Consider the following 17,712-nt stretch of genomic DNA (forward strand, 5'->3'; position numbering starts at 1 on the left):
AAAAACTCAATAGCGGGAAGAGACGCACCCCTGACACAAATCACCCCGCCATCCCCGAAAACACACAGCGGGATGAGGTCGTTGTCCATCCGGACAACGCCGGGATCCCCGATCCACCACATGGGGATGCCGGCTCTGGGACACCCGAGCCATTCCCCCCAGCACCTCCCGTTTCCATCGTCGCGACGCCAAGGCCAGATGCACCAGAAATGGCAAAGCCCTCAAAAAACCGCTGGGCTTGGCCTTGGGCACAACAAGATGCTCTCCGCGAGACAACCTGAATCCTGGCACATTCTTGGAATGCATGGGGGTTTTCTCCATGGATGGGGATGGGGTCGCAACAGACCGGAAGCGTCAGACAGGTACCCCAGAAACAGCGCATTCACAAACCGTGCCATCTGAACAAAATGATCCAAACCATAATTCTTTTCCAATTTTCAGGTAAAATTCATCAAAATCGATTATTCTTAACGCCGTCATCTCCCATTCACCCCCTTTCCGCCCCATCGATCCGAATGTCCAGGTCGCCCAAAGGAGTATGTTTTTGATGTCCCCCTCACGAGTGTTGTCCGGAACCCTGCAAATTTTGCCGCTATTTTCCCAATTGCGCCACTATCGCCTCTCCTGGATCACGGGAGATGTGGTGGGAGGTCTTTCGGCCTGCGTGGTCATGATCCCCTCGGTGCTGGCCTATGCCGAACTGGTCTACATGCCACCCATCTCCGGTATTTACGCCGCCCTGGCCGCCGCCATCGGCTACGCGCTTTTTTCCTCCTCCCGGCAGGTGATCGCCGGACCGGACGCGGCCATCGGCCTGCTGGCCGGAGCGGCCATCCTGCCTTTGGCGGGCGGGGATCCGGGACGTACCGCCGTGCTGGCCGCCACCCTGGCTCTGCTGTCGGGCATCATTCTCATGTTGGCCGCCCGGCTGCGGGTCGGTGCCATCGCCGATTTTCTCTCCCGCCCGGTGCTGGTGGGATACCTGAACGGCGCATCCTTGATCCTCGCTTCGACCCAGTTGGGCAAACTGTTCGCCATCAAGACGGAAGGCGAGGATTTCTTTCTCATTTTGTGGCAAATCATCGAAAAGCTCCCTCAAACCCATGCCCCCACCCTGATCCTCGGGGTGGCGCTGATTTTGTTCATGATCGTCCTGGGACGCACCCTGCCCGCCCTGCCCGGAGCGTTGGCGGTGTCGGTGGTGGCCATTCTCATGACCCGCTGGCTCGATCTGAAAAACATGGGCATCGCCCTGGTGGGTCAGGTGCCCAGCGGCGCGCCGGATTTTGTCCTGCCCGCCCTCAACTGGACCGACATCCCGGCCCTGGCCCCGGCGGCTCTGGCCATCGCCTTTCTGGCCTTCTCCGACGGCATTCTGTTGGCCCAGGCCTTCGCCGACAAAAACAACTATGACATCCATCCCAACCGGGAGTTGACCGCTCTGGGCATCGCCAACATCGGCGCGAGCATTTTTCAAGGCTTTCCGGTCTCCGCCAGCCAGTCCCGCACCTCCATCGTCGATTCGGCGGGGGGCAAAAGTCAGGTGGCCCAACTGATCGCCGCGGCGGGCCTGCTGCTCTTTTTGAATTTCGGCACCGACCTGTTGAGTTTTCTCCCCAAAGTGGCCCTGGGGGCGATCCTGATCGTCACCGCCCTGGGCATGCTGGAATGGAACGCCTTGAAAGATCTCTTCCGCATGGATCGCTTTGAAGGGTTCATGTCCGTGGCCGTGACCGTGGCGATTCTGGTGGCGGGAGTGGTTCCGGGCATCATTCTGGGGCTGTTGATCTCCCTCATCGGCATCATCGTGGAGATTTCCCGACCCGGAGACGCCATTCTCCAGCGGCTCGGTCCGGGACAGAAATATCACGACTTCGGCTCCGAACCGCCCGCCGAAGTGGATGTCGTTCCCGGCCTGCTGGTCTATCGGCTGTACGCGCCCCTGATCTTCGCCAACGCCCGCCATGTCACCAATCGACTGCGCAAACTGGTGAATACCATCGAACACCCGGTACAATGGGTGATCATCGATGCCCAGGCCATCACCGACATGGACATCACCGCCGGACAACGGTTCGCCGAACTGGTGCGGGAGATGCAAGCCAAAGGCATCCAAATCAAGATCGCCGACGCCCCCCATCCACTGTACGCCCAGTTGCACAAAGTCGGCATCTCCGAAACCCTGGGGACTCATCAATTCTATGTGTCGGTCAAAACGGCGGTGGAGGAGTTCGAGGCCCTGCGGCAGCCGCTGCAAGAGATCAGCCTGATGGTGCAAGAGGACGAACAACACGAAACCTATCGGCTGAATTTCCAGCGGGAAGGCTCCAATATGACCGCCACCTGCACCTGTGAACCGGATGAAAACCAGGCGATCTGCAGTCATCTGTTCGCGGTGCTGACCGGCGACGTCGAGACGATCAACCTGATCGAAGGCACCCCCCAGGAGGTGGAACGGGTGATGCGCATGATGGTCGGCACCGATGTCGAGGTGGCCATGCAACGACTGCTCTCGGCGGACGAGGAGCTGCATTCCGCCCAGAAAGCCTTTCATCAAGCCAAAGAAGAGCTGCGCAAGTCCGCGAACGATTAGAAGAAAACGCCGCCCGGACCCGAAATGACACGATCCATCACGCCGACCAGGAGAAGCTCCATGCCATCACGCCGACCGGGCGGCGTGATGCAGGGCTTCCAGGGCGGTCAAGGCCTCCTTCATCCGATACTTGCGCAGCAGTTGCTCCAGTCTGGCAATCGAGGCTCCGATCTCTCCTTGCCACCCCATGGCCAGCATGGAGGTAACCAGGGGCAAACAGGGTCTGGGACGACTCTCCCGCGCATGGGGCAGCATCTCCTCCACCAACGCAAGCAGCCGATCGGCCCGGGGGGCCTCCTCCGCCGGGGTCCGTTCCGGGCTTGCCAGCACCAGTGACGCGCAACCCGCCTCGATCACCCGCACCACACCCCGCAACGCCTCTTCCAGAAGGGTCAACCGGGCCTCGTCCACCCCTCCCACGCCCTGGCCCAAATCGTTCTCCATGGCCAGACACAGCTCCTGCAAGGCCGTGGCCCCAACGCTGCCCGCCACCCCTTTCAAGGTGTGCAGCAAACGAATCGCCACCACGGTCTCCCCGTCGCTCAGGGCCTGACGGACCTCCTGATCGGTCTGGCGGTGCCCCTCCAGAAACCGAAACAGCAGCTTGACATAAAGTCCCCGGTTGCCCCCCAACCGGACCAGAGCCGCATCCCGATCGATCCCTGGCAGCACCGGCAGTTTCACCGTGTCAACCGAATCCGGAACACCTCCACTCCCCACCACCGGTGCGGCCAGCAGCGCCTCGCCATCCGGGCAGAGCAGCCGCACCAAAGTGGAAAAAAGACGATCCACATCCACCGGCTTGGAAAGATATTCGTTCATGCCGCTGGCCAGACACTGTTCCCGCTCACCGGTCATCACATTGGCGGTCATGGCCACGATGGGCACCCGACGCCACGCCTCCAGGGCGCGGATGCGCCGGGTGGCCTCGTGACCATCCATGACCGGCATTTGCAGATCCATCAAAATGACCGGATACGATAGCCCGTCGTCCAAAGCCCGCAACGCCTCGGCGCCATTGGCCGCGATGCGGACCGTCAGGCCCGCCAGTTCCAACAGATCTTTGGCCACCTGCTGATTGAACTCGTTGTCTTCGACCAGCAAAACCGGTTGCCCAGCCACCCCCCGCAACATCCGGCCATAGGCTTCGACCGGACGGGTCATCTCCCGGGTCGCCAGTTTGGTCAACTCCTCCGGGGTGGGTCGGGTGAAACAGGCGGTAAAGGCGAATTCGCTGCCTTCTCCCAAGGCGCTACGCACCTCGAAGGAACCGCGCATCATCTCCACCAGCCGCTTGCTGATGGACAATCCCAAACCCGTCCCCCCATACCGTCGGGTGGTGGAGCTGTCGGCCTGGGAAAAGGATTGAAACAGTCGTCCCTGCTGCTCCGGACTCAAACCGATACCCGTGTCCCGCACCGCGAAGCGCAACCACACCTCCCGGTCGGTCGCGTGGTCCAGCCCCACCGTCACCTTGACCTCCCCCTTGGCGGTAAACTTCACCGCGTTGCCCGCGAGGTTGGTCAACACCTGTCCCAAACGCAAAGCGTCCCCGATCAGATGCTCCGGCACCTCCGGGGCGACCTGGGCCAGATAGGTCAACCCTTTTTCCCCGGCGGGCAGAGAAATCAAGGTGGTGACGTGCTCCACCACATCGCCGACACGGAATGGACTGGATTCCATTTCCAGCCGGCCCGCCTCGATTTTGGAGAAATCAAGGATATCGTTGAGAATCCGCAACAAGGATTGGGCGGCCCTCTCGATCTTGCGCAGATAGTTGTCCTGCTTGGGGGTGACTTCGGTGTGCAGACACAAAGCGGTCATACCGATGATGGCATTCATCGGCGTGCGGATTTCGTGGCTCATGTTGGCGAGAAATTCGCTCTTGGCCCGATTGGCATCCTCGGCGGACGCCTTGGCGGCCCGCAGTTGACCATCGATCTCCTTGCGCTCGGTGATATCCTCCTTGATCGCCACGAAATGGGTAATCCCCCCATCCCCAACCCGCAACGGAGAGATGGAAACCGACTCCCAAAACAACGCTCCATTTTTCTTGCGGGTGCAAAACTCCCCATGCCACTCCAGACCCTGCAAAATCGTCTCCCACAAGGTGCGATACGCCTCCAGGGGGGTATGGCCCGACTTCAGAATCCGGGTATGCTGCCCAATGGCCTCCTCCCGGGAATAGCCGGTGTTGAGGCTGAACTTGGGATTGACGTATTCGATGATGCCGTGCAAATCGGTGATCACCACCGCCACGGGACTTTGCTCGATGGCGTGATACAGCTTGTGGAGCATCTCTTCGGCCTGCTTGCGCTCGATCAAGCCCGCCAAGGTGGTGGTCACCAAATCCAGGAAATCCTCCAGCATCTCCCCGCGCCGGGCGCCATCCTTCAGGTAGAGATTGAGCACCCCCAACACCCGCTCCCCGGACTGAATCGGCAGGCAGATGTGACCATGGGGCGCCATGCCCTGCACCCGAATGACATGCCGATCGTCCAGATGGGCCGCGAAGACCGTCTCCCGGGACTGGGCCGCCATGCCACACAAACAGACGCCGAACGGCACCTGGGCACAACGGACCTGCAATTCCGGATGCAATCCCATCTGGGCGGTCAGCAACAGTCGCTCGCAGCCCACATCCTTCAAGAATACCGCCCCCTTGGCCTCGATGGGCAACCAGGGAATGCCCAGAATGCGCTCCAGGGCGCGATGCAAAAGGATCGGCAGGGATTCGGTTTGCAGGGAAATTTCCAGGATTTCGTTGACCACCCCCTTGACCCGATTGGCGCTTTCGGCCTGTTCCTTGGCCCACAGCAACTGCTCTTCGGTCTGTTTGAGTTCGGTGATGTCGTGGGCGAGCATCACGAATCCCTCCAGACGCCCCCGTTTGGAACGGATCGGAGTCAGCCCGAATTGCTGCCAACAGATCGCCGCCACCGCCCCTTTCTCCCCGGGCTTGGGCCGCACCGGCAACAGGCCGCGCCAGGGGGTACCCGCTTCCAGGGCCTGCCGCACCCCCTCCCGCGACTCGGAGTCGTTCAAATATCCCTCGATATCGTGCAGCGTCCGGCCCACCACCTCTCCGACGCGCCATCCGGTGATCCGGGAAAAACCCGGATTGACATACAAAATGTTGCCCTGGGCGTCACAGGTGACAATCGCGTCCCCGGAAGAGTCCACCGCCTGTTGCAAACGCCGCTGACGGGTGGTGGAAAGCTTGAGGCTCCACAATACCCGCAACAACAGACCCAGCAGCAACAAGGAGGCCCCGAACAGCACAATCTGATAGCCCAGGGCCACCTCCTGACGCTTCTGGAGATGAAAACGGGAAACCTGGGTCAATCGCCTCCACCCCTCGGCGATGGGCAGATTGAGAATTTCTTCCAACTGTTGATCGATGCGGGGTTTCCACTCCAGAATCATCCGGACATGATCCACCACCTCGGCGTAATGGGGAAAAACCGCCAAAGCCGCCAGATCACCTTCAATCTTGCGCAACCGTTCCGCATCCCCATGCTGACCCAAAAACAGCAGCATCTCCTGCATCAACAGCAACAGCGCCCGGGACTCCTGCCCTTCGATCCCCCCATCCGCGCCATTGTCCAAAGCCCGCACCCGCTCCATGACCACCACCGGCAACATGGCCATGGAGTTTTTCAACAGGGCATTGCCGGACTTGAACCGTTCCACCCAGTCCAGTTTGCGCCTGATCTCCTGTTCCAGACTGCGCCACGCCTCCAGATAAGGCTCCTGTTCCTCTTCCAAGAAACCCACCAGATCCCGGGTGCCCTGCAACGCCCAGATCACTTCCCGATTATAAGCCACGGTATCATCGTAGTGGGTCAAAATGCCAAAACGGGCCATCACCAGTTTCTGGTTGAAACCGGTTTCCAGGGTAAGCACCCGGTTGACCATCTCCTCCAACCGTTGATACGGCGCCCGATCCACCTGGGAGTGGGAGACGATCCACCCCATGGTCACGACAATCAGCATTCCAGCCAGCCACCGGGCCAGTTCGACGGCTTTCATGGACACTCCCCGTACAAGGTGCCATCGAGTGTGCGCAAGAAGGCCACCAACCGATCCCGATCCCCAACGGCAATGGCGCGTCCCAATTGACCCCGGGCCATATCGGTCACGGCCTCTTCCAGGGTTGCCCCCCGACCATCATGGAAATAAGGGGCGGTACGGGCCACATTGCGCAATCCGGGCACCTTGAAGACCCGTCGGTCCTTCTGCACTCCGGTAACGGCGAAACGGTCCCGTTCCGCATCCTCCGTGTCCGCATCCCCGCTTTCAAGCCCGACGAACACCCCGGAATGGTGATACATGTTGCCCCCCAGATTGACCCCCTGGTGACACGACACGCATCCCAATCCCTTGAACAACGCATATCCCGCCTTTTCCTCTTCGGTGATGGCCTGGGGATCACCCCGCAAATAACGGTCGAAACGGCTGTTGGGGGTGATCAGGGAACGCTCGAATTCCGCCAGGGCATCGCGGATGTTGGCGACCTGGATGCCGCCCCGGTAGAGTCGTCCGAAATCCTGCCGGTAATCCGCATCCTGGGACAGCTTGCGCACCACGTCGTTCCAGTTGGAACCCATCTGTTCGCGCACCACCTCATCCACCTGATCCTCCAGGGTAGTGGCGCGACCATTCCAGAACTGGGCGATATTGAACAGGGCATTGAACACCGTCGGGGTATGCATGACATCCCGGGAGCCATCGGCCCGCAACGACCGCTCCACCCCATCCACACCCCATCGGTCCAAGGGATGACAGGTGGAACAACTCAAGCTGTTGTTGGTCGAAAGCCGAACATCGTGATACAAACGTCTGCCCAGACGCAATTTGTCCCCATCCATGGTGGTACACAAGGGCACGGGCAGGATCGGCTCGTTGACCAGGGGGGCCGCATTCCCCATCCCGGTCATCAGCCCGAACCCGACGCATACAACCACCACGAACCCGACCCAATCCCGGATTTCAGCGCAACTCCACCCCATGATCTTCATCCTCCTGCTCCTTCCAGCTCTCCCGCACCTCCAGGATGCGCGGCAGGATGGAGATGAACAACAGCACCAACCGGGGATCGAAATGGGATCCCGCCCCCTCCCGCAACAGTTCCACCGCCTTGGGGATCGGCCACGCATCCTTGTAGGGACGTTTGGTGGTCAAGGCGTCGAACACATCGGCAATGGCCACGATACGACCTTCGATGGGAATCTGCTCGCCGGACAGACCCCGGGGATAACCCGATCCGTCCCACTTCTCGTGATGGGTCAAAGCCACGCTGCGGGCGGCCTGAAGCAAAGGAGAACTCTGCTTGCCGATGATGCCCGCGCCGATCTCCGGATGCCCCCGCATCACGGTCCACTCCTCGTTGGTCAGGCGGGCCGGCTTGAGCAGGATCAAATCCGGAATGCCGATCTTGCCGATGTCGTGCATGGGCGCGGCCTGAAACAGGGTTTCGGCCCATTTCTCCTCCATGCCGGAGGCCAAGGCCAACAGGCGGGAATAATGGCTCATGCGGATGACGTGCAGACCGGTTTCGTTGTCCTTGTATTCCGCCGCCCGACCCAAGCGCCGGATGATCTCCAACCGGGTTTCCTCCAGTTCGGTGTTCTTGATAGACAGTTCTTCGGTGCGCTGACGCACCCGATCTTCAAGGATTTCGTTGGCCTGGGCCAATTCGCGCCGCGCCCGGGCCAGTTGCAGATGGGTGCGCACCCGGGCCAGCACCACCGCCGGACTGAAAGGCTTGGTGATGTAGTCCACCGCCCCGAGTTCCAGGCCATAGGTTTCGTCCTCGGTCTCTTGCTTGGCGGTGACGAAAATCAACGGAATGGCCTGGGTGCGGGGATCCTGCTTCAAACGCCGACACACCTCGTAACCATCCATCTCCGGCATCATCACATCCAACAGGATCAGATCCGGCTCCCGATCCGGAATGTCCTCCAAGGCGGTGGGGCCGTCCAGGGCCACACTGACCTCATAGGAATCCCCCAGGGTCTCCAGGAGAATGTCGATATTGGTCTCCGTGTCGTCCACCACGAAAATCCGGGCCATGGGTTCTTCGGACATGCATGTTCCCCATTTCTTGATCAATAACGGTCACTCCCCTTCACGGGGATGAAACGGGCGGCGGGGTCAACAGGGCGTTCAACTCCTGTTCCGCCTCCCGGAAACGATACTTGCGGATCATCTTGATCAGGTTCCCCACCCGCGCCCGGGCGGCGGGTGGCAGTTCCACGCTCTCCAGATGATCCAGCAAGGCCTGACAGGACTTCGGCTGTCGCGCCCGCAACGGCTCTTGCAACGGACGCAGCAATTCCAGCAGATCCGCCTCTCCCACGGGCTGTTTGACCTCGGGTCGCGACGGGCCATCGGCGGCATCCGGCGCCGGCAGTTTGGCCAGTGCCTTCAGGAGCGGTTGCAACACAAGCTCCACCGCCCCCATCAGTTCCGGCGCGGCCTCCGGAGTGGCGACGAGTCCTTGTTCCAGATCATGGGCCGCAGCGCGCAATCCCTCGGCCCCCAGACTCCCGGCCAACCCCTTGAGGGTATGGGCCAACCGCACCGCGTCGTGACTCTCACCCCGACTCCAGCTCTCTTGCAACCGTTCGATCACCCCGCTTTGATCCACCACGAAACGGCGCAACAAACGCCACAACAAGGCCCGGCTCCCGGCGCAACGCTGCAACGCCACCGTCAGATCGATCCCGGGAATCTCCGGCGGCATGGGGTCCCGCTCCTCCTTCGGGATGGGGGCGGTCGGCCCCTCTCCGGCGGTCATGGCCAGGGTGCCTGGCACCAACCAACGGTGCAAGGTGCGATACAAATGCTGAGGGTCGATAGGTTTGGCCACATGGTCATTCATGCCCGACTTCAGGCTTTTCTCCCGGTCGCCCACCATGGCGTTGGCGGTCATGGCGATCACCGGCACCTCCAGACCCAGTTCCCCGCGAATGCGCCGCGTGGCCTCGTAACCATCCATCACCGGCATCTGGACATCCATCAACACCACATCGTAACGATGACGACGCAACATTTCCACCGCATCCGCGCCGTTGCCCGCCACCTCCACCACGATGCCCACCAACTCCAACAGATCCACAGCCACCTGCTGGTTGACCACATTGTCTTCGGTGAGCAACACCCGTCGGCCCGCAAGCTCGCGAAAACCCACCAATCCCCCCTGATCCTTGACAATGTGGCGCAGGTGACGGTTCGACTCCGCTCCGAACAGCTCCGCCACCACATCGAAAAACTGCGAAGCCGTCACCGGCTTGGCCACAGGACGGGTCTCCGGCAAACCGCCGCACCACTCCTGCATGTTGACCATCTCCGGCTGGGGACAAAGCATCACCGCCGGAATGCGACCATAACCGGGCCTCTCCCGCAACCGACGCAACCACTCCAGACCCTCCTGACCCGCGTGATGGGCGTCGATCACCAACAAATCGGGTTTGTCCAGCCAATCGCCGCTGCCGGTATCGTGGCGTTCCTGGCAGACCCGGAAGGTGAGGGAAGCCAACAGCTCCAACAGGATCTCCCGGGCGCGGGAGTTGTCCACCGCCAACCCGACCCGCAACCCACGCAGCTCCGGAGAGGGCAAAAACGCGCCCCGATCCTCCTCCATCACCCCCATGACCACCGTGAACACGAACGCGCTGCCCACTCCCGGCTCGCCCCGGGCGGTGATGCCGCCTCCCATCAACTCCACCAGACGACGGCTGATGGCCAATCCCAGACCCGTGCCTCCGTATTGACGGGTGGTGGAGGTGTCCGCCTGAGTGAAGGACTCGAACAAATGAGCCACCTGATCGGGACGGATGCCGATTCCGGTATCCCGCACCACGAAACGCAACTCGACCCGCGCCCCCCGGCGACTCACCACCTCGACCCGCAACTCCACCTCGCCGGTACTGGTGAACTTGACCGCATTGCCCAACAGGTTCAACAGCACCTGTTGCAGCCGCAAGGGATCCCCCCGCACCTGCTGAGGCACTCCCGCCCCTCGAGAACACAACAGCTCCAGACCCTTTTCATGGGATTTGGGGGCCACCAGGGTGGTGACGGTCTCCAGCACCTCATCCATGCGGAACACCACCTCCTCCAACTCCAGGCGACCCGCCTCGATCTTGGAGAAGTCCAAAATGTCGTTCAGAATACGCAATAAAGCCTTGGCCGAGGAGTGAATCTTGGCCACGTAATCCTTCTGCCGCACGGTGAGTTCCGTGCTCAACGCCAGATGGCTCATGCCGATGATGGCATTCATCGGGGTACGAATTTCGTGGCTCATGTTGGCGAGAAAATCGCTCTTGGCCCGGCTGGCCGCTTCGGCGACGCCGATGGCGGCCTTGAGTTGCTCCTCCACGGTTTTGCGTTCGCTGATGTCTTTGTGAATGCCGGTCATCCGGTTGACCTGCCCCCGCATATCCCGACCCGTCACCTTGCCGGAGGCCAGAATCCATGTCCACGACCCCAGACGATGACGCATGCGAAATTCGACTTCGTAGGGATGATCCGGATCGTCAAAGTGGGTATGCAGGGCGGCAACCACCCGCGGAAGGTCTTCGGGATGAATCAAACTGCGCCAAGTGGCGGCGTTTTCCTCCCATTCCCCCTTGGCATACCCGAGCATGCCGAACCACTCGGCACTGAAATAGGCTTCGTCCGTACACGGATTCCAGTCCCAGAAACCGGTGTTGGAAGCGGACAGGGCGATGCTCAAACGGGATTCGCTCTCCTGGAGCGCCTCCTGAATGCGTCGTCGTTCGGTGATGTCCTGGAATACCGCCACCGACCCCACGATGCGTCCATCCTCTTTCAAAGGGACCGCCACGATGGAGATGGGAAAAATCCGCCCGGACTTGTGGGTGAAATGTTCCTCTTCGGAACGGAAGGTCTCCCCGGCCTGATTCTTCAGCCACATGGGACACTCCCGCGCCGCGACCAGACGACCATCCGTGAGTCGATAGTGTACCGTGTTGTGAAAATGACGGGAAACCATCTCCTCCCGGCTCCAACCCAGCAACCGTTCGGCCTCCCGGTTGAAAAAGGTGCAATAACCCTGGGAATCCAGGGCATAGACCCCTTCCCCCATGGATTCGGTCAGGCTCTCCAGGAACTTGCGACTGGAACGCAATTGATCTTCCATGGCTTTCTGAGCCGTAATGTCGGTGCGGATGGCAATGTATTGCACCGGTTTGCCCTTCTCGTCGAGAAAGGGCACCACCGTGGCGGCCACCCAGTAATGACGCCCCTCCTTGGTACGATTGCAGATCTCCCCTTCCCACACCTCTCCCGAGGTGATGGTTTTCCAAAAATCCCGAAAAAAGTCCTTGGCATGATACCCGGAATTGACAATGCGATGATCCCGTCCCAGCAGTTCATCCCGGGCAAAACCGCTGATCTGACAAAACTTGTCGTTGGCGTAGAGAATGCGGCCCGTCGTGTCGGTGATGCTGACGATGGCATGTTGATCCAGGGCGAATTTCTGGCGGGCCAACTGGCTGTTGGCTTCGTGCAGACTGGTTTGCGCCCGGAGATAATTTTCCACCAGCGAGGCCATGAGCACGGTCAAATGTTCCAGACCGGCGTCATCCTCCCCCAGCTCCGCCTGACCCGACAAGGCCAGCAGACGATTGGCCGTGGAACGCAGCGAATCGATCACCGTCAGCCGTCGTCTGGCCTCGGCGCGGAGCTGTTCGTTGGAACGGGTCAACTCCTCGGAACTCAGTTGCAGGCTGCGGTTGCGCAGATCCAGATCCCGTTCGTGCTGATCATAGCTCTGTCCCACCCGGCTACAGAACTCCTCGAACCCCCCCAGAATCTTCCCGGCGCCGGAAGCCCCCCGCTCCTCGGCCAACCCGCGCAATTCGGCGAGGGCCTGGGGAAAATCCTCCTCCGTGAGACCAAAAATCCGTTTGATCTGCCTTGCCAATAGCCGGTGCATGGGGATTACTCGGAGTCCTCGGCCAGAAAGGTGATGGTCATGGTCTGATTGTGCAGCTTGCAATCCGTGGTGGTGGAAAACGGACTGATCTCACCATAGGAGTAAAATCCGGTGGTGACGGTTCCCGCGGCCAAAGCCTCAACCACCACTTCCACCTCCTCGTCCACGTGATCCCCCATCACCAGCTTGCGTCCCACGCAACTGACCAGCACCGCCAATCCGGCTCCGGATTTTTCCACCATGCGCCGGGTGGTCTCGGCGGCAGCCTCGGCGCCGTTCACCAAAGCGTCGGTGGAGGCGTGCATCAGGCGCAAAAAGCCGTCAGGCTCGATATCCCCCGCCAGGATCAATCCCCCGGCCTCCTCGTCGATACCCAGAATGGTGCGAATCAAACCCAGACGGGCATGATCCCCACTCAACATCTCGAAAGGAAACAACAGCCCCGAAGCCGGCAGATCCCGGGCGTAATCCCCCAGATATCTCCGATAGATATTCAGGGCCGGTTCCCCATCCAGTTCAAACAACACATTGCCCTGGCTGCGGGTCACCCGCCGGGCCGGACCAAACGGCTCCCATCCCCCATAGGAACCATATCCGATCCGCACCGCGTCGCCGTAAAATCCAATCCCCACCAACCCGGCGTCACTCACGCCGTGGTCATCCAGCACCCAGGTACGCTTGAACGCCCCTCCATCTCCGGCCAATCCACCGGTAATCGCCACCCCGGCCCCCACTCCCGCGGTCACTCCCTGGATCACGGCGCTGCCGTTGACCTCAAGACCCTTGCAAAACAACAATACTCCCCGCAAATCTGGACCATTCAACGCCTTGCCCACCCGTTCGCCCATGGCCAGGGACTCTTCCATCACCCGGATGTCCTCTCTGGCCACCCGTACCCCGGTGGCGGCAAAGTGAACGGCGGTCACCACGCACGAGCCGTCGAATACCCGATCTCCAGCAATCTCCCCCGCCGTGGAACAGCCCGCCAGATGGGCCCCGGGAAAAGCATTCCGCAACACCTCATGCAAGCCCGGACCCGCGAACACCCCCTCCCCGCCGAACACCAGCACCAGATCAGGCCCGATGGCGGCCAACCGGCTCAATCCCTCGGGATGAATCACCCCGTCCTTAAACAACTGCTGTGCAATTTTCATGAATCATCATCCTGTTCACCCAATAAGGTCAGCCCATCCCCCCCGCCTTCACGCCCGGTCCGCCGCATCGCCGGACTGGTCACTCTCTCCCAACCACACCTCCACCGACTGTCCCGCCTCCTTCAGACGATACCGTCGGATCAGGCGGGCCAATTCCGTTACCCGGTCACGCCACTCCACCCCGGCATGGATCCCCTCCAACCGGCCCAACAGCTCCTGACACGCCTTGGGTTGCCGATCCTGCAACGGTTTGACCAGCTCGCGCAAAATGGCCCGCAACGCCGCGTCATCCGGTTCTCCGGGCGACGACGCCTCCTCCGGGGACGCACCACCGACGACAGAAGAAGGAGCCAAAGACGAGGATTCCGGCGTGATTTCGTCCAACAAGGTTGCAGACTCCGGCATCCCTTCTCCGGATAAAGCCTCCCGCACCTCCACCGTGAACCAGAAGCAACTCCCCTGACCCGGTTCACTCTCCACCCCCAGTTCACCCCCCATCCGCGTCACCAGGGCGCGACACAAGGCCAGCCCCAACCCCGTTCCCCCGTGACGACGGGTGGAAGAGGCATCCCCCTGGGTGAAACGATCGAACAGATGTTCCCGCTGATTGGTGTTCATGCCCAGGCCGCTGTCGCGCACCTCGAAGCGCAACACCCGCTTCTCACCGGTTCGCTCCGCCACCGCCACCCGGATGCGGATCCACCCCTGGTCGGTGAATTTCAAGGCATTGTCCACCAGATTGAACAACACCTGCTGCAACCGCTGAAAATCCCCCACCAGCCGATCCGGCACACCCTCGTCCCGCTGATAACTTAAGCTCAACCCCTTTTCCAGCGCCCGCGCCTCGCAGGGCTGCCCGATCCTCAACCACACGTCATCCAGCCGGAACGGCACCGGCACCAGTTCCAACCGGTTGGCCTCAATGCGGGAAAAATCCAGCAGGTCATTGATCAACCGCAACAAAGCCTTGGCCGATTGTTGAATCTTGCTCAACAACTCCCGCTGTCTCAGCGGCAGATCCCCTTGCAACATGAGTTGACTCATACCTAAAATGGCATTCATCGGGGTACGGATCTCATGGCTCATGTTGGCCAGAAAGGCGCTCTTGGCCCGGTTGGCGCTTTCGGCCTGATCCCGGGCGCTGGTCAGATCCCGATACAAAGAGGCCAGCCGAAACCGCATCCCCTCCATGGACACCGCCACCTGACCGATCTCATCGTGCCCGAACCGAGGAACCGGGGTGGTGAAATCCCCGCCCCCGATCCGAAAACTGACCCGCCGCAACTGTCGCAACGGCACCACCACCATGCGATGCAACGACAACAGCATCACCAGCCCCATCACCACCGTGGCCAGGATCCCCACCAGAAACGTCATCACCAGCAAACGATCGGTCTCCTGATACACCTCTTCCAAAGGCATCACCACCAGCAGCAGCAGTTCCGGTTCCACGGACAAGGCCGACGCCAGATGCCGTTCCCCCTTCAAGGTCACGACCATGGGGTCATTTTCGCCACAACCACCCTGAAGACAGGATTTCAAGGGGTCGGGCAGGGTGGAACCAACCAATTCGCTCTGGTGGGCAAAACGGATCACGCCCCGACCATCGGCGATCACGAATCCTCCGGCCCGGCCCACCTGACGCCGCTCGGCAAGATCCCGCAAAAAGGTCGGCCACAGACTCACCGCCAGATAACCGCGCACCGGATCCCCACCTTTGACCCCCGCCTTGTGGGGCGCATGCAGCGCCTCGCCGGCCATCATCACCCACTCCCCATTGTCCGGATGGGTGGCCATGACATGATAGGGACCCACAGCCCGGCCCGACAACGCCCGAAAAAACGGCGAATCCTGCTCTTCTTCCGAACGGTTGGGCAGTTCGTAAGAGGTCACACGGGTATCCTCGAAACCATCCGGCAACAGCAAACGCACCTCGAAATAGCCCCCGATGGCCTGCTGGAAACCGGAAAACAAGCGGATCAACGCAGGTTGCAACAGGGTATAGCGTTCCTGTTCATCCTGGGTATCCAGATATTTTTCCAAAATCTCGGAACGGGTGAAAACCTCCAGATGGGAATGCAGGGTCTCCAGATGGTGACGAATGGTGCCTTGGGCCTGATCCATGGCGTTGCGCAATTCGACGCGGGCGGTGTTCAACCGGGAATCCCGCAGGTTGGCATAGGCCAGATAACTCAACGTGGCCAAAAAAACCACCAGAAGCGGCAACACCAGCAGGGCCAAACGAATCTGAAGATTATTTTTGGCCGACAGTTTCCGCGCACCCGGATTCCGTTCCTCTTCGGGTGTCATCGGGATTTTCATCACTTGATCAACCGGGCCACAAAGTCATTGATGCGGCGTTGGGTACGCGCTCCCACAGGCCACACGGTTTCCGAGTGGCGCAAAACCGCCTCGGGGGGGAATATGGTGGGATCGTTCAGATAGTCCTTGGAGGCCAAACGCAACGCCTCCCGGTTCGGCGTGGCGAAATGAAGCGCCTCGGCGTTGCGACCCGCCTGGACCGGATCGGTGAGAAAATTCAGAAAATCCAAGGCCAACTCCCTTCTGGCCCGTCCGGTCCCCAAAGCCAGATCATCCAGCCACAAGGCGCTGCCCTCCCTGGGATGCAAATAACGGATTCCTTTATGGTGTTCCGCCAGCTTCAAGGCGTCTCCATTGAAGACCATGGCCATCCACACCTCTCCGGTGACCAGCGGGGATTCCGGGCCGAGTTCGATGTAGCGATAGCTTTTTATATAAGGTTTCTGCTCCACCAACAGCGCCTCCGCCGCGGACAGGGCCACCCCATCCTCGCTGTTGACCGAATGGCCCAACGCCTTCAACGCCATGCCGAGCAACTCCCGATCCGACTCCATGGCCTGGATCCGACCCTTGAGCGACGCTTCGGGACGAAAAAAATCAAGCCATCCGACAGGAGGCGTCGTGACCAGATCCTCCCGATAGGCCAGTCCGACGTTGCCCCAAAAATAGGGAATACCCAACAACTTGCCCGAGGCATCCGGTTCCAGCAGCCAACGGGGGTCCAGATGCGACACGTGGTTCAACCGATTTTTATCGAACGGGGTGATCCAACCCTGCCGGGCGTAAAAAGGCAGATTGAGCCGATTGACCAACAACAGATCAAACGCGTCACTCCCCTTGCGCACCAGCAACTGATCCCGTTCCTGATCGCTTTCAAAATGGACCTGCTTCACGGTCACGCCACGACTCTGCTCGAACGCCTTGACCACATCGGAATCGATGTAGTCCGGCCAGATCAGCAGGGTCAATTCCCCACCTTTCCCGCTCTCCCCCCAGGCCCAGTGGGGAGCAACCAGGGTCGAGGCCAACAGCGCCGCGCCACCCATCACGATCTGCCGCCGTTTGAACATCGTCACGTCCTTTCAACCCGTTGATCCCGACCGCAATCATGGCCCGTGGTTTGGCCCTGTCATCCCCTCCAATCCACACCCATTCCGCTGAATTTTGCCAATTCTACATCAATCCTGCCGATCTTGCAAAATCCCATTATAACAAAATCCATTTTAATCCCATGTAGTCTCCAATGCCGCAACGGTCACCCCGAAAGGGACTTTCCGTCCGATCCCACGCAAAACGGCCTCCCCGGCTTTTATACGCGCCGGAGAGGCCGAGGGTGTTCTTTCAAGCCATTGGATGCTTCGCGTGTCGTTCGTTCACCAGGAACGGGGCACAAAGGACTCCTCATTGGCCATGCGCAAGGTGTCTCCGGCCTGTTCGATGACAAACAACCCCTGGTTGATGGCAAAACGGCACACATTTTCCTCGATCACCATGGCCGCCACCGCGCCAATGGCCCGTTTATCCGCATAGATCGGCATGAACTCCTTGAACTCCGCCAGGCGGACCAGATGTTCCCGCACATCTTCGATGGTGAGCTTGCTTTTCACCTCCACCAGTACCACGGCATCGGTATTCCCCACAAACAGATCGATTTCCAAGTGACGACCACCGGAAAG

At 60.5% G+C, this 17,712-nt stretch carries 10 protein-coding genes; 1 reads left to right on the plus strand and 9 read right to left on the minus strand.

Annotated elements, in window-relative coordinates:
- Positions 1-6: 6 nt before the first annotated feature.
- The gene (locus HQL98_14970) at positions 7-252 is read right to left on the minus strand and encodes a hypothetical protein (protein MBF0273349.1); all 246 of its coding nucleotides are present in this window, start codon (positions 250-252) and stop codon (positions 7-9) included.
- A gap of 295 nt (positions 253-547) precedes the next feature.
- On the opposite strand from HQL98_14970, the gene HQL98_14975 reads away from it, so the two are divergent.
- Positions 548-2,593: a SulP family inorganic anion transporter gene (locus HQL98_14975; GenBank protein MBF0273350.1), complete on the plus strand. Its 2,046-nt coding sequence runs from the start codon at positions 548-550 to the stop codon at positions 2,591-2,593.
- 66 nt (positions 2,594-2,659) lie between these two features.
- Here HQL98_14975 and HQL98_14980 read toward each other — a convergent pair whose 3' ends face one another.
- The 8 genes from HQL98_14980 to HQL98_15015 all read right to left on the minus strand — a co-directional run bounded on the left by HQL98_14980 (position 2,660) and on the right by HQL98_15015 (position 17,694).
- Positions 2,660-6,625 carry a PAS domain S-box protein gene (locus HQL98_14980; protein MBF0273351.1) on the minus strand — a complete coding sequence of 1,322 codons (3,966 nt, stop codon included), beginning with the start codon at positions 6,623-6,625 and terminating at the stop codon, positions 2,660-2,662.
- Positions 6,622-7,605, minus strand: a complete 984-nt coding sequence (locus HQL98_14985; protein ID MBF0273352.1) for a c-type cytochrome — start codon at positions 7,603-7,605, stop codon at positions 6,622-6,624. The genes HQL98_14980 and HQL98_14985 overlap by 4 nt, the downstream gene beginning before the upstream one ends.
- Positions 7,586-8,668: a two-component system response regulator gene (locus HQL98_14990; GenBank protein MBF0273353.1), complete on the minus strand. Its 1,083-nt coding sequence runs from the start codon at positions 8,666-8,668 to the stop codon at positions 7,586-7,588. The genes HQL98_14985 and HQL98_14990 overlap by 20 nt, the downstream gene beginning before the upstream one ends.
- Before the next feature lie 55 nt (positions 8,669-8,723).
- The gene (locus tag HQL98_14995) at positions 8,724-12,560 is read right to left on the minus strand and encodes a PAS domain S-box protein (GenBank protein ID MBF0273354.1); all 3,837 of its coding nucleotides are present in this window, start codon (positions 12,558-12,560) and stop codon (positions 8,724-8,726) included.
- Positions 12,561-12,565: 5 nt separating this feature from the next.
- Positions 12,566-13,714, minus strand: a complete 1,149-nt coding sequence (locus HQL98_15000) for an FIST C-terminal domain-containing protein (protein MBF0273355.1) — start codon at positions 13,712-13,714, stop codon at positions 12,566-12,568.
- A 48-nt stretch (positions 13,715-13,762) separates the two neighbouring features.
- Positions 13,763-16,036 carry a HAMP domain-containing protein gene (locus tag HQL98_15005; protein ID MBF0273356.1) on the minus strand — a complete coding sequence of 758 codons (2,274 nt, stop codon included), beginning with the start codon at positions 16,034-16,036 and terminating at the stop codon, positions 13,763-13,765.
- On the minus strand, positions 16,036-17,106 hold the full coding sequence (locus HQL98_15010) for a spermidine/putrescine ABC transporter substrate-binding protein (GenBank protein ID MBF0273357.1): 1,071 nt from the start codon (positions 17,104-17,106) through the stop codon (positions 16,036-16,038). The genes HQL98_15005 and HQL98_15010 overlap by 1 nt, the downstream gene beginning before the upstream one ends.
- 303 nt (positions 17,107-17,409) lie before the next feature.
- Positions 17,410-17,694, minus strand: coding sequence for a hypothetical protein (locus HQL98_15015; GenBank protein ID MBF0273358.1), 285 nt, complete (start codon positions 17,692-17,694; stop codon positions 17,410-17,412).
- Positions 17,695-17,712 lie beyond the last annotated feature (18 nt).

It is taken from the genome of Magnetococcales bacterium, assembly GCA_015231755.1.
GTDB lineage: Bacteria > Pseudomonadota > Magnetococcia > Magnetococcales > Magnetaquicoccaceae > Magnetaquiglobus.